Raw genomic sequence first — 23,243 nt, forward strand, 5'->3', positions numbered from 1 at the left:
GGCTTTGTCGCGGCTGGCTGGCTTAATGGGCGCGGGCCTCATTCTGGCGGGCGAGATCGATCACTCGGGATTGATCGGGAAACCGTTGCTGCCAGAGCGCTAAGCTGGCTTCGGTTACTTGCGCGGTATTGTGTTGCAGAAACCATCGATGGCCCACGTCCTGTGGCACTTGGGAGCCCCAGGCGATGGCCATGATTGCGATAAGCGCCCTCCATGGTGTTCCTGAGGAGCTACGCAGGGCGAATGCCCCCTGACGCAGGTTGATGGCTTGAGCGCTGCTCCGCGCCAATAGTGGCCAGGGCATTTCCTGGCTGTATTGCAGGTTGTCAGGCAGCAGTGGCGCCAGTTCCTCTATTGTCTGGTCACCGAGTGCCAGGCGTTGCTGACAGGCCCGCCAATTAAGCAAGGGTCGTTGCAGCGCAGGGCTTACGGGTGGGTTTCCGGCAGGCAATTAGCATCGACGTGAATCCGTTCGACAGTCAAGTCATGGCGGGTGAGGTGATCAATAGTACGCTGCTCAGCGCAATGCCTCGTTGTTTATAGACCTTAACCACTTCCTGCCCCTTGAATCCCGGCAGCAGGATCACCCGCTGTAGGCCAGGATGCCTAGGGGCGTCAAATTCCAGTTCAATGGCCTGGGGCAAGCTCAGTGGAGCATGGCCCACGGGCCAGTTCAGATGAGCCTGGCCCCGCGGATCGATGTGGCGCAGACGTTCCAGCCTGATGCCATCGAGCAGTAACTGTTGTCCGGCGCTCCCCGTCAGGGCAGGACTTTCGTTCGGGCTGCGGTACTCTCGCCGCCATTGGCCGTCGTCCCAGCGATGTTTGACCAGCAGCAAATCGTTGTGCGCCTGGCACGCAAGCCGCGTATGACGTGTTTGATAACAGCGAGGTCATGCAGAGCAATTATGGCCGGGCGCAGGGGTTATGACGTGGTAGTGGCCACCTGCGACCTGTTGCCGAACCTCATCAAGACCGGTGTGCTCAAGGAGTTGGATCGCGCGCAACTGACCAATCTGTCTCACCTTGATCCGGACATTCGGGCGAAGGTGCAAACCAAATAACCCAGGTAATCGCTACGCCGTACCTTACCTGTGGGGTACCACTGGAATTGGCTATGACGTAGTTAAAGTCCGGACGATCCTGGGCACCGACTCACCGGTCAACTCCTGGGATTTGATTTTCAAGGAAGAAAACCTCGCCAAATTGGACGAATGCGGTGTGGCTATGCTGGATGCGCCAGGCGAGATCATCCCCATCGCCTTGCATTACCTGGACTTGCCCTATAACAGCCAAAATCCTGATGACTATTAAAATCCCAGGCGTTGCTGCTGAAGTTGCGCCCGTCGATTCTTCACGGTTTATTACGGACTTGGCCAGCGGCAATATCTGCGCCGTAGTGGGATGGGCTGGCGGGGTAATGGACTTCAAGAAAGCCGCCGACGCCGCCGGCAGTGGCCGGAAGATTCAGTACAGCATCCCCAGAGAAGGCGCGCCGGTCTGGGTCGAAAGCCTGGTGCTGCTCAGGTACGCGCCGAACTCTCAGCAAGGTGTCGCATTCATCGACTATATGCTACGCCCGGAAGTGGTCGCGCAGTCCTCCAACTTTACGCCAACGTCCATTAGGATGCCAGGAGCCTGGTTGATGAAAAGGTCAGGGACAATCCCGGTGTCTGTCCGTCGAAAACGGTGACGAATGCGCTGTTTCTTTAGAGTCATTGCCGCTGAAATTGGAGCGGGTGCGTACGCGCATTTGGAGTAAAGTCAAAAGCGGGACATTACCACACACCAGATTCAAAATATTTAGGTGGTGCGACATCATTCCTAGCAGGCGGCAACCTGAAGTAGTATAAGTCTGATATCGAGCGCCATTGATCACTTACTGCGCTCCTGTCAAGGCTACGGACAGTCGCGTTCAGCGAGTCTGAACCGGCTTCGCGTTGATTTTCACTCGCAGCAGACTGTAGGGTTTTTCCCGCAGGTCTCTGCCTCCATGAAACCCCGCTTGGCGATGTACCTGGTTAACTATGAAGTAGAGATAGCCGTCGGGCCCTACGGACAAAGTATCCGGCCAAAGTATCCGTGGGTCGTGGACCACAGTCTGCCAGGCCCCGTCTGGGAGTCGCTTACGAATACTGTTGTCTTCGTAATCGCCAGCATAGATCGCGCCTTCGGCATCAGCCTCTAACCCATCGGATGCCCCTTTTTCACCAAGGTCCTGAACCGCTGCCGCAAGCTGATCCTCGGAAACGGTCGGATCACGCAACAGCTTTGTAGGCACCGAGTACAGGTGTCGACTGGATAGTGGGCAGAAGTATAGGGTTTGGCGATCCGCCGATAGAGCGATGCCGTCAGAAGCCACAGTAAATGGTTTACTGCTGCCGTCGGCATTGCGGAACATGAGCATCTGACCTTCAACCCTCGGTACGAAGTCCCGATCTGCTGAAGTCGAGGTTGTGCCATTCAGTCGACGTACAGCTTTTCCAGTGGCGATATCCATGACAATGATTGCGCCCGGCCCGCTGAGAGAAGAGTCGGTGATATAGACCACGCCCCTCTCGCCAGCGCTGAAGTCAAAACGCATATCGTTGACGTAGGTGCTAGGCAAAATGACATTGTCTGGAAAAACCAGTGTCTTGACGACTTTGTTCGTCTTCAGGTCAACCGCGACCAACTTGGCGCCGCCAACAATCGGTGCGGAGAAGTTAGGCGAAGCTGTATCCAGGATCCATAAGTGCCCCAAGCCATCGGCCACGACGCTTTGAACGCTGATAAAACCTTTATCCGGCTGGTTGGGATCTGCCTGGTTCAACTCAAGGTCGGGGTAGGGGAATATCCTATCCTCGCGTATTTCCCCGACAGTGAACGGAACGTTGTCGCCCCAGCGCGGGAAGTTGACAAAAACTCGGCCTTTTTCGCTGACGCTTACGCCCGTGGGCATGGCGTCGTGGAGGGCAAAAACCTGCTCAACTTCCCCTATGGACTTATCTTTTGGAAGAGTGTCAGGGGCGGCCGCTTGAACAGCTTGAACGCTGAGCGCTGTCATTAAGGCTAAGGAGGCCCATGAGATTGAGGTGTTGACGTGCATGAAAGATCTCCTTGCCCTCCTTTCAGACGGGCCTGAGGTGAAGGCGGATGGTGAGCGTCTTGTAAAAGCCCAGGTCACGGCGTTGGTAAAAGGGATCTACCGCGGATCTTCGCCTTAAACCAGGTAAATGCGTTAGAAATGTTGTTGAAGGTAGAGAATATCTTGCGGTTGATTGACTTGAGCCCCTTGAAGGGCTTTGAGTGACCACGCAACGATAGATGGTGAGGTCGCCGGATCAGATCGCAAATGCATGATGGGGGCTGAAATCGAGAACCGATATGCTTGGAACGCCGGGGTTTATTCGTCATCATCCAAGAATTTTGAGTTGGTAGATTACTTTAAGGCGTTATCCTTTCCAAAAAGTGACACCCCGAAATGGTTGTTGTGATTGTGCTTCTAGGGACTGTTTTAAAGTCATTTTGAAAGCCTGTGCGGTCGCTGACAGAGGCGTGTTCGGCAGTATGAAGCCAATATCTCTGATTATTACCGGGTCGCACATCGGGAGATGATGAAATTTTTTCGACGCGTCAGGATAAGCAAGCGACAGAGCCGGTAAAACTGAAACGCAGTCACTTTGCTCCAGTATCTCCAGAATTGAAGGTATTCGGGATACTTCGTAGGTTGAGTGCGAAAACACTCCCCCAGTGGGGAGTTGTCTATCTATCAGCCTTCGAATGCCTGATCCTTGCGCCAACGCAACCACGTCGAATGAAGCAATCTCAGACCATTCAACTTTCTCTTTTCGAGCAAGTGGATGATCAGCCCTGCATACAAAATGTAAACCGTCCTGTATTACAGGCTCAAACACGACGCCGCCATCCTCTTCAAACATCGCTGAAAATGCGAAATCAACCGCTCCAGTTTTCACCCGGCTAATAATGCCATCCGGATCGTCATCTCGAACCCTGACCACAGCCCCTGGATATGTTTTTCGAAATAATGAAACTGCTCGCGGCAACAGCCGAGTGGCAACGGAAGAAAGACACGCGACGTCAACACGCCCGTTGCGTGGGTCACTGTCCTTAGATAATTCAGTGAGCGCCTCGCTAAGCTCATTAAGTATTGCATCTACTCGAACTAAAAAACTCTGGCCAGCAGGCGTAATGCTTACAGAACGCTTAGTTCTTACAAATAACCTCGTGCCAATTATGCTTTCCATCTGGTTAACCGCTTGGCTAAGTGCAGGTTGTGACATGTGCAATGCTTCGGCGGCACGTGAAAAATTTTGAGCGCGCCCAAGGGTGCGAAAAATTTCCAGTTGTCGCAATGTAGGTGTTATTGACATGGCTTATTATTCTATTCAATTAATCCATTGGACGAATATAGCGCCGTTCTTTTAGGTTACACAACCCCCAAATACTTTTGTCGGGGCGGCAAGGTAACCGGAGAAAATATGTCAGATACAGCATTTGCGTGGCCGGATGGAAATCGCATCGCAGTCATCGTTACCGTATTACTTGAGAATTGGTCTGAAGGAAAGGCGCCGCCTTACGGCCCAATGACGACCTCACTTAAGCCGGGGACTTATGACCGTGCAGGTGTTACCTGGTCCCAGTACGGCGGTAGAGAAGGTATTTGGCGATTGGTTCGAATCCTCCATGACCACGGAATCAATGCGACGGTATGTGCCAACATCAAGTCGATCGAAATGTACCCGGAGGCGATGAAGACAGTTCTGGAGTACGGCCATGAAATTGCTGCTCATTCATATACCCAGGATAGAGTTCACGCTTATATGGAGCCTGAGGAAGAGGAGCAAAATATTCGCGACTGTAAGCGAATATTTGAAGAGCAGTTGGGTCATCCTCCGTTAGGGTGGTTATCCCCTGTGGTCGCGGCAACCGATCGAACCGCAGAATTTCTGGCCCAGGAGGGATTTCTTTGGCATGGAGATTACAATGATGCCGATCTTCCTCGCATGGTTGAAACGCCCAAAGGTACCATTGTTGGGTTGCCCCATACCGATTTCGCTGACAATCGTGTATTGCGACAAAGCCCATCGGACTATCTCAATGCCTATCAAGAAACATTTGATTATTTATATCGGCACGAGCCCGGTTCGCTTATAAATCTGACGCTTCACTGCCAATTTGGTGCTCGTCCATTAATTGCGTCGGTGTTCAATAAAATACTTCATCATTTCAAGCAGTTTCCAGATGTTTGGTATCCTCGACATGATGAATTGGCATCCTGGTTCAAGGGGCGCAGCTTAACCGAGGTTACTTATGCTGAGCGCTTTTTTCTGAATAAGACGATTCGTGTGGTGTAGTGCTGGAGACATGCTAGGAAACCAGCATTCAGACATTTGGCGGGAGGGAATATGTCATTAATACAAGAAGTAAGCACCCCTGCACAGCAAAACGTTACTGATGAAGTAGAAAAGAAGCTATTCGCAAAAGTTGCGTGGAGGTTTCTTCCAGTTCTCATGATTTCTTATATTTTTAACTACATAGATCGCACCAGTATTTCAGTCGCAGCATTAACCATGAATGAAGATATCGGGTTAACGTCATCTCAATTCGGTTATGGGGCTGGCATTCTATTTTTGGGCTATTTTCTCTTTGAGGTGCCCAGTAACTTAATTCTCTATCGCGTAGGGGCCAGGCTGTGGATCTCCAGGATAATGATATCCTGGGGGTTGGTATCTGCTGCCATGGTATTTGCATCAGGGCCAATGAGTTTTTATATACTGCGTTTTATGCTGGGGGTCGCCGAAGCCGGATTCTTTCCCGGCGTTGCGTATTATCTGTCATGTTGGTTTCCGTCGAGATATCGCGCTCAAATCATTGGTTGGTTTTTAATCGCGATCCCAGCGTCTTCTTTTATAGGCGCACCCGTCTCCGCCTTGTTACTCAATTTTGATGGTGTATTGGGTATTGCTGGGTGGAAATGGATGTGTTTAATAGAGTCACTCCCTTGCGTTGCTCTTGGACTCTTTGTTGCAAAACTACTGGCTGACTCTCCCGGTAAAGCTTCATGGCTCATGCCTCATGAGCGGGAGCTCGTAGTCAGGCTGGTAGCTAACGAACAACGTGTAAAACCCGCCACCAATATGCGATCTGTACTTTCCGATATTCGTGTCTGGATACTGAGCGGTATATATCTGGGATTCTCCATCGGATCATACGGTGTGCAAGTCTGGTTGCCACAGATTATCAAGCAGGAGGATTTTTCGAACGTCACTGTCGGCTTTTTGACCGCTATTCCTTATCTCTTTGCGGTCTTTGTAATGATCGCTTGGGCTGCTTACGTCGACAAGAACGGCCGTCGGATCAAAAACGTAACGCTCACCTGCATGATTGCATGCGTAGGGTTCTTTGTTTCCTTCCTCACACAGTCGTTTGTATTTTCATTAGTGGGGTTGACTATCGCATTGGTAGGCGTGAACGCTGCCCGCGCCGTTTTCTGGACAATCCCGTCGCGCTACCTCGTAGGCGTTGCGGCGGCTGGCGGGCTCGCGCTCATCAATTCTATTGGCACTCTTGGCGGGTTTTTAGGCCCGTGGATTATGGGGTGGTTGAAAGAAGAAACGGGGAACTTCACGGCGGGTCTCGCAGTGTTGGCGGGATGTCTATTTATTGCAGGCCTCTTGGCGATAATTCTGCGAAAAATTGCGAACGAAGATTGAGGCGCGCTTTATTTGATCGGAAGGAAGGCACATAGTGAAAAATTCAATTAATACTGTCGTTAAGTAGTGAATTCTTAATTTGTAGAGGAGGTCAACATGCTGAGCGAAATCGAACGCCACAGCGCCGCCGTTCAACTTATGCAAGCAGAAATTGAACGAAAGCCAATTGCGCAATTGAGTAAGACTTTTCCGAATATAGAAATTGAGGATGCCTATCAAATACAAGCTCTTTGGGCGGACTTCAGGATTGCTAAAGGTGCCCACGTAATCGGGCACAAGATCGGTTTGACATCCAGAGCTATGCAGCAGGCATCGAACATGACTGAACCGGATTACGGCCGTATTCTTGACGATGTTCTTTACAACGACGGTGCCTGCATAGACGCTGCCGGATTCTTGAAACCACGCCTTGAAGTTGAGCTGGCATTTATTATGGGCGAGGACCTCGAAGGGCCAGGCACCCGAATTTACGATGTCTTGCGTGCTACCGAATTCGTGACACCTGCAATGGAAATAATTGATTATCGGACCGAGGTGCCGCGGGCGATCACCGACACTATTGCCGACAATGCCGCCTTTGGAGCGATAGTCGTTGGAGGGCGCACAATTCGTCCAATGGATGTGGATGTTCGGTGGATAGGTGCCACGCTTTCGAAGAACGGCATCATCGAAGAGTCCGGTGTATCAGCCGCAATCATGGGGCACCCGGCGGCTGGCATCGCATGGCTGGTGAATAAACTTCATACCGTGGGCGGGAAACTGGAGAAGGGCCAGATTGTGCTCTGCGGTTCGTTTACGCGACCAGTCGATATTTCTAAAGGTGATGTGATTCACGCGGATTTTGGTCCGCTTGGGGCTATCGGCGTATCATTTAAATAGAGAGGTGCCAGGTGCAAATTCCTGTCAATCACTTCAAGCATGCAATCGCGCAAAGACGCAAGCAAATTGGATTATGGTGCAGTTTGCCCGGAAGTTATGTTGCCGAGGTTGTTGCGGCGACAGGCTTTGACTGGCTTCTTTTAGATACAGAGCATTCACCCTCCGATGTACTGAGTGTTCTTCCTCAGCTACAGGCGCTTGCCCCCTATCCTGTAAATCCCATTGTCAGGCCAGCGAGCAATAACGCCGTTCTAATCAAACGCTTTCTGGATATTGGCGCTCAGACCTTGCTGATTCCCTACGTACAGAATGAGATAGAGGCTGAAAGTGCTGTGGCGGCCATGCGTTATCCGCCTGAAGGTATTCGCGGTGTTTCTGGTTTGACACGTGCAACCCGGTTTGGCCGGATTGACGGCTATGCCCAGCGCGCGCGTGAGGAGCTTTGCCTGTTGGTCCAGGTCGAAACGGCAGAGTCTCTCGAAAGACTGGAAAAAATCGCCTTGATTGAAGGAGTGGATGGCGTATTCATCGGGCCAGCGGATCTTGCTGCTAGTCTTGGTTTTCCCGGAGAGCCCAATTGTGCTGCTGTTGTTAATGCGATTGAAGATGCAATCAAACGCCTGAAACGAATTGGAAAACCATCAGGCATTTTAACACTCGATGTTAACTTTGCCCGAAGATGTCTTACGCTCGGTGCGACATTTGTTGCGGTTGGAGTCGATGTTGGCATCTTGGCACGTAGTGCTGAAAAATTAGCGAGCGAGCTTTCTACGGTGTCAGAGGGCGATGGTGAGTATAAGCCAAGATGAGTAAGTTATTTGTGCTGGTCGGGAGTATTCCTGGTATTAAAGAGCTAGCTTATGGCGGGCTGTACATTTGACCTTTTCTTTATTTTTCTGGGTTTTTATGGGGGCGTAAATATTGCCCCCCCCAAATGATAATATTCGTAACGCGAGGTCGCATGCTGACTCTACTCTAATATTGAGTTCTTCGTTGGGTGCTCATGTAATAGTTAGTTTTCGAAATGGGGGTTGGAGAGCTTGTCTCACCCGTCCTGTCTTCGATACGGCTGATGCGCCAACACCGGCCATTGACCGGTGAATATCGGATGGCGGCGAATGTTCGTGTACTGAATTTCGCGACGGGCAGTCATCGGCCAAAAGCGGACGGTGTAGATCTAGTCTTGAGGGTCAGTACTTGACGTTCCACGTTTACATTCTGCGAGACTTATAAGACCCTACGGTTGCTGTGTGTTTGTGGCGGACAGAAGTCTGCACTGCCCTGTGCTCAGGGCTCTGTTTTTGATGAAGTTTCAATGGCGCTGTATGGGGAGATGTCGCACTGATAAGTGAAACGGATAGGCGCTGGGGACACCGAGCCCTATACCCTAGACGTCATCTTTAATCGCCCGATGACGGGTGTTTAAAAACTGTGGATTAATACCTGACGATTGTGCCAGAGAGTTTGGGATCGAAGTCTTCGTGAACGTTATCTATTCGACTAGAAAAGGTTAAATGGCTCATGCGCACAAGGTTCAAGAAATGGCACGTAGGGTAACCGTCTTGGCTATTATTTAGCAAAATTTGTGGGTGGCGTAGTTTAATAAATCGGTTGCATGAGAGGGCCAATAGATGATCGGCCCAACTATAATTTCGTGGGAGCACTGTTTATTGATAAGATAGCGTTATGCTCATGCCGGCATTTACTTTGCCTGCGACGAGGGGGGATGCGGTTCTTATATAACGAACTACAAATGATTTGCTGAATCGGTCATTTGTGCCGGTTAGTGTGCCAAAGTTTCTTTGGTTTGTAGTTCCTGGCTCTGGCGAGTCCGGGCCAAATCTAACAGGTATACTGCCCTCCAGAATCTGAATACCTATACCGGAGGCTGAATTTGGGTTTTTTGCCAAATCCAATGTTGACGTAGTATTTGTCGGTGATGAGATATCGGTTAGGGTGTATTTAACATCGCCTACTGCCGATCCAGACCCACAGTTTAACTCTATTGAAAAAGGTGTGTCTCCTGCAGTAGCAACCGACGAGTCAAAACTTTGACTAGCGACTATGGGCAGCTTTACAGTCGTTGGTATATTTAATTTGCAGCTGGGGTACGTCACATTTATAGTAGCGCTTTGTGTTGAGATAGTGCCCCAGCCAAAATAACCATTCATAAATATACCGTGGCGCATTACATCAATCGAGGGTAAGTTTATCGTTTTGGCAGGTAGTTTTTTAGTTGCAACAAACCTAACTCTGTATTTGCTGTTGGTCGTTAGTGGGGGCGTGGTGGTCGGTGCGTCAGATAGAATGAGTTCAGTAGATGTAAAAGGTTTGTAAGGAGAGTTAATGTCGGCTGCGCTCATAATCAGACCGATACCGTCTACGCCTGAGCTATATATTTGATATGACTCACCCTCGAAGGTCATGCTCTGCGATGTCGTAGCAACGATGTTATTAGAGAGTGTGAAAAAGCGCTGATCTTTATAATCACTGCAGGTGGTGAGCCCGCCATGGATTTCATGCCAAGTACTTGAAATCATAAGCGGTAGAGCACTATCCCTCTTAGTGATCGAGAGGATTTGCACAGGAATAGCAAGGTTGCTGAAGGTGCATGTAGTTGCCAGTGCTTGCCCGCTCAAAAAAATAATGGTTAGCAATAGTTTTTTCATAAGAGTTAAGTGTCCGTAAAGAATTTCGACTTGCTGTTGTCTGTGCTTAATAGGCTACCTTTCGCATGCTTTGATCGCATGCTTTGACTTTCTTATAAGAGTTCAAAACCTATCACTTTCAAAGACCATGATGATTATGAGGCCTGAAAGTGAAAGCTGGGTGTAAGAATTTTCTATCTTGTATGTAGGAAAAGTCTTTCTCTGGGTAAAAAAGGCTTTGAACTGCTTGTGTTTTAGGCGCGCGTGGATATTTTTCGTACTGGTCCATTGTCTTAACTCGCAAAGGGGGGGGGCTCCTGAGTCGGAGTGCGTTTGAGAAGCGGATTTGACTTGAGAATGCCCTGTGGGAAACCGCTGCCAGATGACGCCATGACCAATCATGTGATGCAGCCCTTTAAAGCGTACTGGATGCACAAATCAATCATGATGTTGAGCGGGCAGGGATAAGGCGGAGGTGTATTCTTGACACAGAAGATCGACGTAAACGCCCTTCTGCACTAAATATCGCTCGATTTTCAGCGAATAACGCTGTTTGCCTAGAGAGTTTCCGACTTGCCGCAGGCGAGCGGCAAATTGATCGGAGTATCCCTAGATTGGCAGTAATGATCTCGGTGAGGAGTTAAAAATAGAGGCATGGAGTTTTTGCCATGCTTCTATTTTTAATTGATTACGACAGGCATATCATTTTTGTCATAACAAATCGGATATTCGCAGTACCCACCGGCGTTGAGCACTTCCAGTTCATAGACGGTTGGCAAGTATCGCTTGAGCTCCGCCTTGAGCACTTTATCTCCATTGATGGTACATTCATCGTCTGCACGCGGATTGCACCAAGCTTCTTTTAATAGGATAGATTTTATGGGTTTTGTCATTAGTGTCTTTTCGACCCATGGCGCGTCATCGAGTGGCGAATAGCTCTTAACATTTGAATCCAGTAAGTAAGCAGCAACCGCGTCTCTTGAGCTTGCCTTACTAATACCATGATCAAGCAAGAAGTTCTGAAGTGTTGAACGGGTATGAGCGTAGGTAACCGCTTTCCCCATTTTATTTGGCCCACCATCCATTCGATAAGCAATCGGATAGCCATCCTCATTTTTATAGATGCAATAGTAAATGGAGAGGCTAAAGCTGAGATCTTGGTCGTAAATGCCATAGATGCCTGATCCATTGGATGCACGGCAAGTACCTCGCACGCATTTGCCGCTGATGTGGTTACTAAAGGTGATGTTGCGTTGCTGTTGTGCATTCCACTGGGTAATACTCCTAGGCAGCGTGTACCAGGTAGAGCGGTAGAATTTGCACCATACTTGTTTTTTGCCTCTGCGCAGGGAATGGCATAGTGCATATTATTCATGCTTTATTCATTGGGCAGCACGGGTGGATACATATACCCGTAGTCAACTTCAGCTTGTGCCTTCAATGAAAGCGCGAACGCAATACAGCTGGCTGCTTTTAGTATAACTGATTTTGTTTTCAATATATTAAATTCTGAAGTATGTGCAGGGGAATAGATGATTGGCTCGACTGCTATTTCTTGTGAGCGATTGTTAGTTTTTTGTTGATGTAGCCTTTTATGATTTTGTAGTTGGGATTGTAGGTTGCTAGAGTGTGGCCATTGCTGGCCACGGTAGCCCGTGGCTGCTAAGGTGGCGCCGGCAGGTAAAGCTATTCCAATCATAGTGCGCAGAATTCCACCTTGAGCGATAGCACCTTTAATATCGATTTTTACTCGGCACTTTAAATTTAGACTTTCTATCCTCTTTTCGATAATTGCCTCGCTTTTAGTAAATAGGCCTCGCAAGCTTACAATCTCAAAAGATTTTTTGGCTTTTAGAAATGTTTCTATTTGAGAGTCATTTAATTCATTTACGGTCGGTAGAGATACATTTCACATTCTCTATGTAGGGGGTAGGAAAAGCCTCAGCTAGCTATGCTCAGCGTTATAGAAATGCCAAAAGGGTCGTAAATACCGTGTCGATTAAAGCATCATAGCGCGACAATTTTCACTACGGTAAGAATCTCTGCAAACTACGTTAAAGACGGTGACCTGGTAGCTCTTGGTGAGGTAGTACGTGCGCGACGACTAGGACATATGCTGTCGCAAGAAGCCTTGGCAGATGCTGCTGGGATTGATCGCTTCCACATGGGAAAATTGAGCGAGGAGAAAGAAATGTTACATTTTTGAACATTCTCCTGATTGCAACTGCGTTGCAATGTAAGCTGTCAGACTTACTTTTCGAGGCAGGCTTGTGATTCCGTCATATGGTTGCGCACACAAAAACGGCCGTTGAGCTGGATGCTGACGGGCGCTATGGTTGAGGGGAGAGGGCACTTCAGGTCGCGAGTTGCAGAGCTGTCTCCAATGCGTGGCGCTTGACTTGATTTGCGCCCCCTGGCCGAACCAGGCGTAGTCCATGCGGTATTCGTTGCCCCGTGCTCTGTGTTCGTGATCGATATACTCGGTCATTGCGTTGAGCAGGTCCCAGGCAGTGCCTTTCGCCGACTCAAGCGTTGCGCCACGGCGGTGCCCTTCGTACAAATTTTGTACCTTGCGCAGTGCGCTTTCGTTGTGAAGGACTTCAGGTAATTCGATCACGGGCGTTACGTCATACAGTACGTTCATGTAGTACCACATAGCTTTATGCCACTGTACTTTGCACTCGGCCAGTATGCGTATGCAATACATGAATTCGTCCCATTGCGAGATCGCTAGATCCAATTGTTTTTTGACGGACCGGGCATCGAACCGTGTGCTGTGCTGCACCTTGATGGCGCGTGTGTTGCCCTCCAGGGTGTTGGTCAAAGTGTTGTTGCAGACCACGCGAACGGTGGTCGGCGTGGCTGTAGTGGCGAGCGTTCCGTCACAGGACGTCGCCAGCAACAAATAGCCGTTTACTTGATCGTTGCCCTTCAGTGCGGTGCTTTGTCCAGTTCGTACTAGCGCCCAGAACTTAAGGCCGCCTTTGAGCACTCCAGCGGTTTCCAGCTCACAGCCGGACACTTCGGTCAGATCTCGACAGAACTCCATCACCTCACGTGGCTGAACAATTTGGTAGCGATTGGAAACCACCGACAGCGGAGCCTTTGTGTCGGAACGGTACAGCACCTTCTATTCCGGGAATGAGTGAATGCTGCATGGCCGACAGCGTCGGCCTTAAAGTGAACCGAACTTTCCTGAATCTGCCAGTCCATACCGGCTTCGCGCTGCCAGACGTCTACCGGCTGTTTCTGTGTCAGTTGACGGCCGAGGCCGTGCCAGGGGCGCGCCAACGTAAGCCATTTGTTCGATTTGAGGAGTCATGATTAATGTTCCTTAGTGTACAAGTTAGCGTAAACGCCTCGCATCGCGTGGCGGTGTCCGTACGTTATAGAAAGAAAGGAGTAGAAGACTGATTAAGCAGGGAGGTTGAAGCGATGCCCGCAGATTAAGCAGAGATTATGGGCGAGTATATGGCGGTCAAGCTTATCGCCGAGTTGAGCGCCTAAGGCACAGCCGCCAGCGCCGCCAACAAGCCCGCCGAAGATGGCGCCAGAAATGGCGCCGATGGTAACTCCGAACGTGCCTGCAATAACTCCGATGGTAGCCCCCACCGGACTGCCAAGTGCTGCACCGATGCCGCGCGCTGCACCGCCGACCGTACCGATGGTTGCAAAAATTTTCATGGCGTGATGTCACGAAGCGATTTTAGGTGAGTTACAGCGAGGGCACTGAAATGACATGTTTTGGGGCTCCATGGTGTGGGCGTCATAGCAATGATGTAGGTTTATTTTCTTTTCGAATCGAATATGCGTCTTTGACGACTGATTTGATTAGTGGGTTTGTAGACAGCTCAGCGCAGTCTAGGCGAATCAACGTGCATCGTGGGCGTAGCCCTCAACCAACTTAATCGGCTCTGATTTTGTCGATGCTGAGTCACTGCTTTTGGCCGAGAGCTGCTACTCCCAAACTTGCGCTTTCGGTCGATTCTGTTGAAAAATTCGGATTTCCAGATCGCCTAAACTCTGTCACGACACACACTGGAAAGCCTACTCACCACATTGAGTAGTTTTTCGGCCATTCGTTGACCGTTGCTGCTCTATTATTGGGTTAATTTGAGGTTTTTTTCGCTTGGCGCAGGCGCACCTATCTCGTGACTGCTGGCTCTTGATATGAAAATTTGGTCAGCCGTTGTAGGTTCTGCACCGCAGCGGCCAGCATAAACTCATCCGTCGCGTACCTCATGCCACGTAGTAGCAAGCGATTCAATTTCAGGATGCGGTTGAGGTGAGCAAACAACGTTTCGACCTTTTAACGTTCGTGACGAGAGTGCTGATACGCCGGTGTTACTGCAATGCGCCGGTCCGTATCCCGAGCTGCTTCAGGGACGCTGCGGTCGATCCTACGAAACGCAGTATTAGAGTTGCACTTGGATTTCTTAGGGCGCATCGTTCAGTCGGTCTGCCTGGATCGGAAGATGATGGTGTTGGCTTTGGTTATATGTGAGCGCTCATTTTTGAAGGCTCGCCATTCGCTTAGCAATGGGTTACTGGCCGGGCAGGAGTACTCCTATGTATCGTCATTCCAGCGGAAATCGGTGCTCGAAAGACTGTCGTTCTTGCGCTCGGTTTTGTCCCAAACCGGCACATGCGGTTCGATATCTTTCTTTTCTACCATTCAGGCCAACATCGGTTCTGGCCGTATGCGTTCTCACCGATTAAGAGGTCAAGTTTGCTGTCGAACAAGTCTTCGACTCGATCAATCATAGTTTTGGTGCTCTCGACCTCGGCCGTTCGATGAGCTGTGGTCGGTTCTATATCCATGATCACGCCATGCTCAACATCAATCAGGTATTTCTTGGAACAGACGAAAAACGCGGGGCCGCTCGGGGCGGCCGTCCAACGGACTAAAGGATCAGTCAGTGAGAAGCGTTTAGGGGGAGCTTCAGCGAGCGGCTCCTCATCGAGTACTGAGGTATTCACTGACAGCACGAGTGCTTAGTCAATAAGCGCGCTTGTGACGTATTCAACTATCTTTCATCAGGAAATTAAGCTGCTCTTCCGCCATTTTCAGCGCATCCATGCCGGCGATTAGTTCCTCTTCGCGACTGGCGAGGGAATGTTCGCGCACGGCCATGTTCTCTTCTCGCTGTTTGAGTTCACGCAAACGCTCATCAAGCATTACAAATTTACCCAGCAGTGTTTCCTTGTGCTGGGTCACGCTTGCGATCAGTGATTTGAGGTTGGTCTCGATCTTCTGCGAGTGGGTGGGTTCTGGCCCGACTGCCGAGGAGTACTCGTTGCAATCGTGAGAGATAACTTTCTGCACGATGGGCGTGAGTGAGATAGCCCTGTCAGATGAGGGAGACGGGGATTCGACATGTGGTCTTAGTGGCATCGGGGGAAGGGAATATTCCTGCGTTTTCGAAGTAACGTTTGCCTGTGTTGCTGACGTCTCAATGCCTTGCTGCGCACCGGGATTGAACGCTAGCAGTTTCATCAACCAGTGTTCACTGATTTTCAGGCTGTGATGGAGGTGCGCGCGCTCGCAACGAATTTGTGCATCAGTCATGTCCAGCAACGAGTAATTGTTGTCGGTTTGCCTTGCCTGTGGGCTGCAGGCGTCGTGGATGATGCGTTTGAGTGTAGCGGTGGCGGCCATGACATCCTCGGACGAGGCGTTGCACATATTTCGCTCCATGCCTCCACCTTCCATCGGTGCCAGGTAGATCTTGATCAGATCATCTGCAACCTTCTCGTTGAGGCTATAGACCAGGAACTGCTGGTTGCTTGTGTTCGCAATAAAACCGCAAAGCAGCACTGCATTCAGTGATCGGCCTTGCTCATCGGGTATTTCTAGTGTTCGCAACAGCATGGGGGATTCGGCTCAGTGAGACTGGGGGACTTTTCAGCGTCCAGAATACGCAGATCGCCCACGAAGTTTTGTCAGATAATCCGCACTCTGCAACAGATAATTCGACACGCAGCAAGGACGATTCGGATTCGCCAGAACCGCTGTTTCATAGTGTGCATTCTGCGGTTATTGTGCAGCGCGAAACAGAGAGCGCACCTAAACGCGCTTTTAATGTGCTTCAGCAGGTGATCCGACTTTCATGATTGAGATAACACATTTATCCAAGCGATTTGGCAAGTCTCTTGCGGTCGCGGACCTATCTTTCCAGGCCGTATCCGGTGAGGTGCTTGGGATCCTGGGTCCCAACGGTGCCGGCAAGTCTACGACTCTGCGTATGCTCACCGGTTTTATTTCACCCAGTTCGGGCACTGCCAACCTGTGCGGTTTTGATATCCGTCGCCACCCCCGACATGCGCAACGGTTGATGGGGTACTTGCCAGAGAACGGCAACTCTTACAACGAAATGTCCGTATCAGGTTTCTTGAATTTCATCGCTGAAATGCGTGGGTATCGGGGCCGAGACAAAAAACTGCGCGTAGCGGCCATGCTCGAGCAGTTCGAGTTGATTGAGGTGCGCGGGCAGACCATCAATATTCTCTCTAAAGGTTTTCGCCGCCGAATCGGCTTGGCCCAGGCGATGCTTCACGATCCTAAAGTCCTGATTCTGGATGAGCCCACAGACGGCCTCGACCCCAATCAGAAGTACCGTGTGCGCCAGCAAATCAAGGAAATGGCACGTGATAAAATCGTGATCATTTCCACTCACGTCATGGAGGAAGTCACTGCGTTGTGTGGGCGTGTGCTGGTCATGAACAAGGGGTATCTCTTGGCTGACAGCACGCCCGGCGAACTGGAAAGCCGCTCACGTTATCACCAGGCTGTGATGTTGTATGCCACACAGACTTTGGATGTTATGACGTTAGCAATGCTCCCAGGCGTTGCGGGTATCGAAGCGGGCCCGGAGCCCTACAGTGTACGCGTCCTCGCACGGCCGGGGTCGACCATATTGCCGGGGATCAACTCGCTGATCCTCACACGTGGATGGAACGTACCTCGCCAGGAGGTTGAGCGAGGGTCGCTTGGAGATGTTTTTCGCCTGCTTACCCGGCAGTCGCTGTAATGAGCACGCGTTGGCCGTTACTCAAACGCGAGGTGTACAGCTATTTCATTACGCCAGTTGCTTATGTGTTCATCCTGTTGTTGTTGACTCTCAGCGGGGTCAGCACCTTTTACCTAGGTGACTTCTACCAGCGCAACCAGGCCGATCTGGCACCGTTCTTCGATTATCTGCCCTGGCTCTACGTATTGCTACTACCGACGCTGGCCATGCGAATGTGGTCGCTGGAGCGCCATACCGGTTCGATCGAGTTGCTGATGTGCATGGCAATCAGCGCGACTGACGCCGTAATCGCGAAGTTCTTGGCTGCGTGGCTGATCAGTGGTTTTGCGCTTATGTTGACGTTTCCGTTGGTGTTGACGGTTAACTATCTGGGGGATCCTGACAATGGCGTGATTCTTTGTGGTTACCTGGCCAGTTGGATGTTGGCAGGGGCTTGCCTGGCCATTGGCGGTTGCATGTCGGCTTTGACCAAAAATGTACTTGTGGCCTTCTTGATGACCATGGCGGTTTGTTTGATCTTTATCGGTTGTGGTTCTGAGGCGGTGCTGGATGTGTTTCGCAGTTGGGTAGGAGTGGCCTGGCTAGAAGGGCTTGCATCGTTGAGTTTCATCGCGCATTTCCAAGGTCTGTGCCGCGGCGTGGTCGAGCCACGTGACCTGTTGTATTTCATTAGCCTGATTATTGGTTGGTTGGCAGCGACGGTAATGGTGGTCGAATTGAAGAAGGCGGTGTGACGCCATGTTTTTCAGACCCTTGATCCGTACATGCCAGCGAGTGGCAATCATTCTTTGCGGCTTTATCGCGGTGAATTTTGAATTGGCACCGCGATTGCCGACCCTGCGTCTGGATCTGACTGAGCAGCAACTCTACACCCTCAGTCCCGGCACCCTGCAGATTATCCAGGAGGTGGCTAAACCAACCGACGTGTACTTTTACTTTTCCCGCCAGGCGGCCCGAGACTTGCCCGTCATGCGCAGTTACGGCGTGCGTATCGAAACCTTGCTGCGTGAATACGAACGTGCTTCGAATGGGATGTTGCGCCTGCATGTCATCGACCCGGCGCCGTTTTCGACGGACGAAACCCATGCACAAAATCTTGGCATGCAAGCCGTACCTATTGGCAAAGGTGGAGCGCCGGTTTACTTCGGGCTCGCCATAGCCGATACGGTGGACCACCACGCTAGCATCCCTTTTTTTACGCTGGACCAACAAGGGTTTCTTGAGTACGACATCAGCCGGTTAGTGAATAGTCTGTCGCGTGCTGAGCGGCCAGTGATCGGATTGATGTCTTCGTTGCCACTGTCGGGGGGCTTCAATGTAGAGGCGGGGCGCGAGCGGCAGCCTTGGAGGATTTACACCGAGATTGAAAAGCTTTTCGACGTTCATGAACTGGCGCAAGACGTCGATAGCATTCCCGGCGAAATCAAGGTGTTGATGTTGGTGCATCCCAAGCATTTGTCCACGGCAACGCTACGTGGTATCGATCAGTTTGTGCTGCGTGGCGGGCGGTTACTGGTGTTCGTCGACCCTTACAGTGAGCAGGACCGAGGTGTTTATTATTTTGGTATCCCGAGCAAAGACAAGTCCTCTGACCTAACACCTCTGTTCAAGGCATGGGGTATCAAACTGATGCCGGGTTATGTGCTAGGTGATGGTCGCTACGGGCAGTATGTGTCGTTGGCCCATAGCGCCGAGACGATCTGGCAACCTACGGCGTTAGGTTTATCGCCCGTGGCTATGAATCAGGAAGACGTGATCACTGCCGGGCTAGGCAGTCTCAATCTGACCACTGCCGGCGTGTTGAGCGCGTTGCCTGGCGCAACCACCAACTTGAGGCCACTGCTGCACAGCTCGGATCAGGCAATGCTGTACAAGGCAGCGCGTCTTGATCACCTTGAACACCCGGAAGAGCTGACCAACTCTTTCAAGGCTGACGGTGAGCGCTATTTAATCGCGGTGCGTCTGCAAGGGCCGGCAAGTTCGGCATTCGCAGAACCACCTGGGGCGATTACTCAGACGGAACACATCAACGTCGTAGTTGTGGCCGATACCGACGTGCTCAGCGACAACCTGTGGACCGAGCCTCAAAGTCGCGGTTCGGTTAGCATGCCTTGGGCCGACAACAGCGTGTTAGTGCTCAACGCAATCGATAGCCTCTCGGGGTCGGATGCATTGATCAGTCTACGCTCCCGTGGCCGCTATAGACGTACCTTCAGCGTTGTTGAAAAGTTGCAGCAACGGGCGGGCGAGCACTTTCGGTACATGAGCCGTGATCTGCAAACCAAGCTGGATGAAACCGAGGCACACCTGAATACACTGGTGGTAGCCCAACAAAACAACGTTACTTTGACGGCGGAACAGGAAGCCACCCTGGCTCAATTTCGCTCAGAAAAAGTCGCCCTTGAACAGAAAATGCGGCAGGTTGTCCGGCAGCTCACTGTTCAAGTCGAGCAATTGGGGGCGCAGGTCAAATTGTTCAACATTGTGCTGATACCATTACTGCTGTCCCTTGTCTATTTTTGTGCGTGGCTATGGCGCAGGCGCTGAGGCTGGACGATTGCGAAGCTTTTATGGAGTGCTGGCAATTAATTCCTCTGGTCGATGCTCCTAGGCTGGATTCAATGTTGTTGAACTCGTTGGGAAAGGAAATAGAGATGAAAAAGCTGCATAGTAAGATTGCGTTGGTCACCGGTACTTCGAAGGTTGAATCGCCCCGAATTCTTTAGACACCTAGCAAGCTCATTGCATGACGCTTTTCAAACTCTACCGGTGACAGCTGATTGTTGAAACCATGCCGGCGTTTTGAGTTGTAGAACATTTCGATGTAATCGAACACATCGCTACGAGCATCCTCCCGTGTGGTGTAAATTTTCCGCTTGATCCATTCTCTTTTCAGAAGCTGGAAAAAGCTCTCGGCCACGGCGTTGTCATGACAGTTCCCTCGGCGACTCATGCTTGCAACCAAATTGTTCGCCTTCAAAAAACTGCGCCAATCGGAGCTGCTGTACTGGCTGCCTCGGTCGGAATGAACCATCACCTCTTGCTTCGGTTTACGCCTCCAAATCGCCATCAGGAACGCATCAATGGCCAAATCACTGGTCATCTGCGATTTCATTGACCAACCAACAACCTGACGAGAAAACAGATCCAGCACCACAGCCAAATGCAGCCAGCCTTCATACGTACGAATGTAGGTTATGTCTGTGACCCAAACCTTGTTGGGTTCCACGACATTGAACTGGCGCTTGAGCAAATTGGGTGCGGCGATCGCTGGCTTACCGCCGTACTTTCCAGGGCGGCGTCGATACCCTGCCTGAGAGCGCAGCCCTTCAAGACGCATCAGCTTCGCCACACGATAGCGACCACAGTTTTCACCGACCTCGCGCAGATCGTCATGGATTTTGCGATAGCGATAAACGCCGCCGCTCTCCAGCCAGGAATGCTTGATCAAACCCAGCAGGCGCTGGTCGTCTTTGGCGCGTACCGATTGCGGCTCAGACAGCCAGGCGTAATAACCGCTGGGATGGACTTTCAGCGTCAGGCAATGCCGTCGAATCGAATAGTCACCGGCGCACTGCTTGATAAAGGCGTACTTCAACCGCACTCCTTGGCAAAGTACGCGGCGGCCTTTTTTAAGATGTCTCGCTCTTCAGTGACCCGTTTGAGTTCCGCTCGCAGACGCCGCAGTTCAGCGTGCTGATCATCGTCCTGCTGCCGTTCTTCTTGAGGTTTGCTGTAGCGCTTTATCCAGGCATAGAGGCTATGCGTCGACACGCCGAGACGGGCCGCTACATCAGCGACAGGCAGCTTCTTTTCGGTCACTTGGTTGACCGCTTGGATTTTCAATTCTTCGGGGTAACGCGGGTTGCTCATGGCACCTCCTAATAGCCTCAGTTTAAGGCAAAGAGATATCTAGGAAACCCGGGGCGATTCGATCATGGCGCATGAAGACTTAGACCGTGAGATTGCCGGTGGCTTTGCTATTACTAGGCGTGAGCCGCTGGGTGTTTGCGGGCAAATTATCCCCTGGAACGCGCCGGCGATCATGGCCGTATTCAAGATCGCGCCAGCTTTGGTGGCGGGCAATTCAGTGGTGTTGAAGCCTGTTGAAATGCATCTTATCGACGCTTGAGCTGGGGTGTTGATCAACAAAATCTTCCCGGCAGGTGTCGTCAATATGGTTACGTGCTTGGGAGAGATCGCAGGAGCAGTACTTTGATCCCCTAATCGTTACAGTTAGGGGGTAAGAGCGCGAACATCGTATTTGAGGATATCGAGGATATTGATGTTGTAGTGGACAATGCCACGTTTGCTGCCATCCATACGATGGTCGGTCCTTTCTGGCCGGGACACGCTTGTTCGTTCATGTGGATATCGCTTCGGCATTCCAGCAGAAGCTGATTGTCTCGTTTATGCGCGTCAGTGTTGGATCATCCGCTGGATGATGGTGCCCGGCTCAGTTGTCTGATCAAAGCCAGGCAATGGCGGCGCGCATTAGACTACATCAAACTGGGTCTGGACGAAGGCGCCGAATTGCTCGCGGGCGGAGTGCGTGCCACCGTTCCTGGCTGCGAACATGGTTTCTTCACTCAGCCGATGCTAATCCTGGCGAAAGATGACATGCGTATTTGTCGGGAGGAAATTTTCGAACCAGTGTTATCGCTGATTGTGCGGGAGGATTACGAAGCGATTATTGCGCAGACGAACGACACCGATTATGGCTTGGCGTCCGGCATCTACACCGGCAACCTCAAGCATGCTATGGAAAATGCTGCGCATTTGGAGGCTGGCTCGGTATGGATTAATCGCTATTCAAATATCACCGATGGCACGGCGTTTGGAGTGTATAAAATTAGTGGGATTGCACGGGGGATTCTGCCGGGAAACGCTGAGTGTATACACTTAAGTCAAGACGATTACTGTTTAAGCGCAAGTACCGGAAGCCTGGTTCTCGGAGAATTAATATTTTGAGGTGTAAAGTTAATAAAGGGGGGCGCTGATTTCCGCGCATTGCCACATCAACTTAGCCAGAGAGATATTCTGAGTGCAGAAGCGTCTCCAATTATTTCAGTCTTCAGACTGATAGGTTAACTGGTCGTACGGCCCTCTTCTATAGAATATTTAACACTTTTTCAATAGTAAAATACCCTAAAAGACACTGATTTAAATCTCTATGATGGTGGAGTGGTGGTGGGTGTGCGTTTCTTTGTGTTGTAGGAATAATCCTACTTAGCGTGTCGATATTTCTATGGCCTTGCGCGGATTTCGGTGGTTGGACGTATTTCTAAGAAAAATTAGGATTGGTGAGCTCTCATTTAGAAAGCAAAGCCATCTTATTTTCTGCCAACCTAGAAGGTATACCTCTGTGTCTATTTCATTTCGGCGAATTCTCGCATCATCCATCGTTGGCCTATTCGCAACTTCTGCGATGGCGTCGGACGGTACCATCAACTTTACCGGGGAGATCACTGCGGCTTCTTGCACTGCTACTGCTGGTGCCGGCACTAGTGTGACAGGGCCCAAAGGAAATCAAGTTTACGACGTAAAAATGGGAAAAGTGAGTATGGACTCTTTGAGTGGTACGCCCACTGGGATTGTTGCGGGAACAGCCATTAATATCAATCTTGATTGTGGCGGTACCGGCACCGGGTTAACGACTGTAAGTGTCCAGTTTGATCCGAACTCGGGTTCGGGCGTTGACCTGAAAAATAATAACCTGTTGAAAACCACTGGTACAGCAACGGGCGTTGGTATCGGCATGTATAACTCGAGCAACACCCTAATCAATCTTGGTGGTAATGGTAAGTTTGACGCGCCTCTGATTAAGACTGGTACCGGTCCTGCCTTCAATTATTCCGCCAGCTTGAACTTGCGTGCCGCCTATGTAGCCAATGGCGACGTAATGCAAGCAGGTACGGCCAATGGCGAGCTGCCGTTTACCCTGACGTACCAATAAAACGCTAGCCGGA

19 protein-coding genes and 4 pseudogenes are annotated in these 23,243 nt (G+C 50.8%); 12 read left to right on the forward strand and 11 right to left on the reverse strand.

Features of this window, described 5'->3' with window-relative positions:
* Positions 1-479: 479 nt before the first annotated feature.
* Positions 480-839: a hypothetical protein gene (locus ACP7BX_RS17360; RefSeq protein WP_426128988.1), complete on the reverse strand. Its 360-nt coding sequence runs from the start codon at positions 837-839 to the stop codon at positions 480-482.
* Positions 840-853: 14 nt separating this feature from the next.
* On the opposite strand from ACP7BX_RS17360, the pseudogene ACP7BX_RS17365 reads away from it, so the two are divergent.
* Positions 854-1,778 (forward strand): annotated as a pseudogene (locus tag ACP7BX_RS17365) (extracellular solute-binding protein); the annotation flags it as partial.
* Positions 1,779-1,915: 137 nt separating this feature from the next.
* On the opposite strand, the gene ACP7BX_RS17370 reads toward ACP7BX_RS17365, so the two are convergent.
* Together ACP7BX_RS17370 and ACP7BX_RS17375 are read right to left on the reverse strand one after the other, a co-directional pair.
* Positions 1,916-3,088, reverse strand: a complete 1,173-nt coding sequence (locus ACP7BX_RS17370; protein WP_426128986.1) for an L-dopachrome tautomerase-related protein — start codon at positions 3,086-3,088, stop codon at positions 1,916-1,918.
* Between the two features lie 346 nt (positions 3,089-3,434).
* The gene (locus ACP7BX_RS17375; RefSeq protein WP_426128984.1) at positions 3,435-4,373 is read right to left on the reverse strand and encodes a LysR family transcriptional regulator; all 939 of its coding nucleotides are present in this window, start codon (positions 4,371-4,373) and stop codon (positions 3,435-3,437) included.
* A 108-nt stretch (positions 4,374-4,481) separates the two neighbouring features.
* Between ACP7BX_RS17375 and ACP7BX_RS17380 the strand changes: the two genes are divergently transcribed.
* The 4 genes from ACP7BX_RS17380 to ACP7BX_RS17395 all read left to right on the forward strand — a co-directional run bounded on the left by ACP7BX_RS17380 (position 4,482) and on the right by ACP7BX_RS17395 (position 8,404).
* Positions 4,482-5,357 (forward strand): polysaccharide deacetylase family protein, encoded by an 876-nt coding sequence (locus ACP7BX_RS17380; protein ID WP_426128982.1) that lies wholly within the window; start codon positions 4,482-4,484, stop codon positions 5,355-5,357.
* 51 nt (positions 5,358-5,408) lie between these two features.
* On the forward strand, positions 5,409-6,716 hold the full coding sequence (locus ACP7BX_RS17385) for an MFS transporter (protein WP_426128980.1): 1,308 nt from the start codon (positions 5,409-5,411) through the stop codon (positions 6,714-6,716).
* A 96-nt stretch (positions 6,717-6,812) separates the two neighbouring features.
* Complete coding sequence (gene hpaH / locus ACP7BX_RS17390) at positions 6,813-7,595, forward strand: 2-oxo-hept-4-ene-1,7-dioate hydratase (protein ID WP_426128978.1); 783 nt, start codon at positions 6,813-6,815, stop codon at positions 7,593-7,595.
* An 11-nt stretch (positions 7,596-7,606) separates the two neighbouring features.
* Positions 7,607-8,404, forward strand: coding sequence for an aldolase/citrate lyase family protein (locus tag ACP7BX_RS17395; protein WP_426128976.1), 798 nt, complete (start codon positions 7,607-7,609; stop codon positions 8,402-8,404).
* A gap of 858 nt (positions 8,405-9,262) precedes the next feature.
* Here ACP7BX_RS17395 and ACP7BX_RS17400 read toward each other — a convergent pair.
* From ACP7BX_RS17400 to ACP7BX_RS17410, 3 genes are all read right to left on the reverse strand, one after another.
* The gene (locus ACP7BX_RS17400) at positions 9,263-10,264 is read right to left on the reverse strand and encodes a fimbrial protein (protein WP_426128974.1); all 1,002 of its coding nucleotides are present in this window, start codon (positions 10,262-10,264) and stop codon (positions 9,263-9,265) included.
* Between the two features lie 659 nt (positions 10,265-10,923).
* Positions 10,924-11,457 carry a hypothetical protein gene (locus ACP7BX_RS17405; protein ID WP_426128972.1) on the reverse strand — a complete coding sequence of 178 codons (534 nt, stop codon included), beginning with the start codon at positions 11,455-11,457 and terminating at the stop codon, positions 10,924-10,926.
* 164 nt (positions 11,458-11,621) lie between these two features.
* Complete coding sequence (locus ACP7BX_RS17410; protein WP_426128970.1) at positions 11,622-12,065, reverse strand: hypothetical protein; 444 nt, start codon at positions 12,063-12,065, stop codon at positions 11,622-11,624.
* A gap of 198 nt (positions 12,066-12,263) precedes the next feature.
* Here ACP7BX_RS17410 and ACP7BX_RS17415 point away from each other — a divergent pair.
* Positions 12,264-12,517: pseudogene (locus ACP7BX_RS17415) on the forward strand (helix-turn-helix domain-containing protein).
* An 80-nt stretch (positions 12,518-12,597) separates the two neighbouring features.
* On the opposite strand, the pseudogene ACP7BX_RS17420 reads toward ACP7BX_RS17415, so the two are convergent.
* The 4 genes and pseudogenes from ACP7BX_RS17420 to ACP7BX_RS17435 form a co-directional block, all read right to left on the reverse strand.
* Positions 12,598-13,565 (reverse strand): annotated as a pseudogene (locus tag ACP7BX_RS17420) (DUF932 domain-containing protein).
* 92 nt (positions 13,566-13,657) lie between these two features.
* Positions 13,658-13,927 carry a hypothetical protein gene (locus tag ACP7BX_RS17425; RefSeq protein ID WP_426128968.1) on the reverse strand — a complete coding sequence of 90 codons (270 nt, stop codon included), beginning with the start codon at positions 13,925-13,927 and terminating at the stop codon, positions 13,658-13,660.
* A gap of 460 nt (positions 13,928-14,387) precedes the next feature.
* Positions 14,388-15,242 (reverse strand): annotated as a pseudogene (locus ACP7BX_RS17430) (transposase); the annotation flags it as partial.
* 24 nt (positions 15,243-15,266) lie between these two features.
* Positions 15,267-16,115, reverse strand: a complete 849-nt coding sequence (locus ACP7BX_RS17435; RefSeq protein ID WP_426128966.1) for a hypothetical protein — start codon at positions 16,113-16,115, stop codon at positions 15,267-15,269.
* A 238-nt stretch (positions 16,116-16,353) separates the two neighbouring features.
* Here ACP7BX_RS17435 and ACP7BX_RS17440 point away from each other — a divergent pair, with 238 nt between their 5' ends.
* The 3 genes from ACP7BX_RS17440 to ACP7BX_RS17450 are packed head-to-tail and all read left to right on the forward strand — an operon-like array spanning position 16,354 to position 19,821.
* Positions 16,354-17,274, forward strand: coding sequence for an ABC transporter ATP-binding protein (locus ACP7BX_RS17440; protein ID WP_426128964.1), 921 nt, complete (start codon positions 16,354-16,356; stop codon positions 17,272-17,274).
* Positions 17,274-18,008 carry an ABC transporter permease gene (locus ACP7BX_RS17445; protein WP_426128962.1) on the forward strand — a complete coding sequence of 245 codons (735 nt, stop codon included), beginning with the start codon at positions 17,274-17,276 and terminating at the stop codon, positions 18,006-18,008. The genes ACP7BX_RS17440 and ACP7BX_RS17445 overlap by 1 nt, the downstream gene beginning before the upstream one ends.
* A 4-nt stretch (positions 18,009-18,012) precedes the next feature.
* The gene (locus ACP7BX_RS17450) at positions 18,013-19,821 is read left to right on the forward strand and encodes a GldG family protein (protein ID WP_426128960.1); all 1,809 of its coding nucleotides are present in this window, start codon (positions 18,013-18,015) and stop codon (positions 19,819-19,821) included.
* Between the two features lie 175 nt (positions 19,822-19,996).
* Here the strand turns inward: ACP7BX_RS17450 and ACP7BX_RS17455 are convergent.
* Positions 19,997-21,147 (reverse strand): IS3 family transposase gene (locus ACP7BX_RS17455; RefSeq protein WP_426128958.1). Its coding sequence is split into 2 segments (ribosomal slippage): positions 19,997-20,904 and positions 20,904-21,147, totalling 1,152 coding nucleotides; the frame shifts between segments, so codons are not numbered across the junction.
* A gap of 64 nt (positions 21,148-21,211) precedes the next feature.
* Between ACP7BX_RS17455 and ACP7BX_RS17460 the strand changes: the two genes are divergently transcribed.
* From ACP7BX_RS17460 to ACP7BX_RS17470, 3 genes are all read left to right on the forward strand, one after another.
* On the forward strand, positions 21,212-21,406 hold the full coding sequence (locus ACP7BX_RS17460) for an aldehyde dehydrogenase family protein (protein WP_426128956.1): 195 nt from the start codon (positions 21,212-21,214) through the stop codon (positions 21,404-21,406).
* A 293-nt stretch (positions 21,407-21,699) separates the two neighbouring features.
* Positions 21,700-22,245, forward strand: coding sequence for an aldehyde dehydrogenase family protein (locus ACP7BX_RS17465; RefSeq protein ID WP_426128954.1), 546 nt, complete (start codon positions 21,700-21,702; stop codon positions 22,243-22,245).
* Positions 22,246-22,639: 394 nt separating this feature from the next.
* Complete coding sequence (locus tag ACP7BX_RS17470) at positions 22,640-23,230, forward strand: fimbrial protein (RefSeq protein ID WP_426128952.1); 591 nt, start codon at positions 22,640-22,642, stop codon at positions 23,228-23,230.
* The last annotated feature ends 13 nt before the right edge of the window (positions 23,231-23,243 follow it).

Source organism: Pseudomonas sp. DWP3-1-3b3 (assembly GCF_049896305.1).
GTDB lineage: Bacteria > Pseudomonadota > Gammaproteobacteria > Pseudomonadales > Pseudomonadaceae > Aquipseudomonas > Aquipseudomonas azotoformans_A.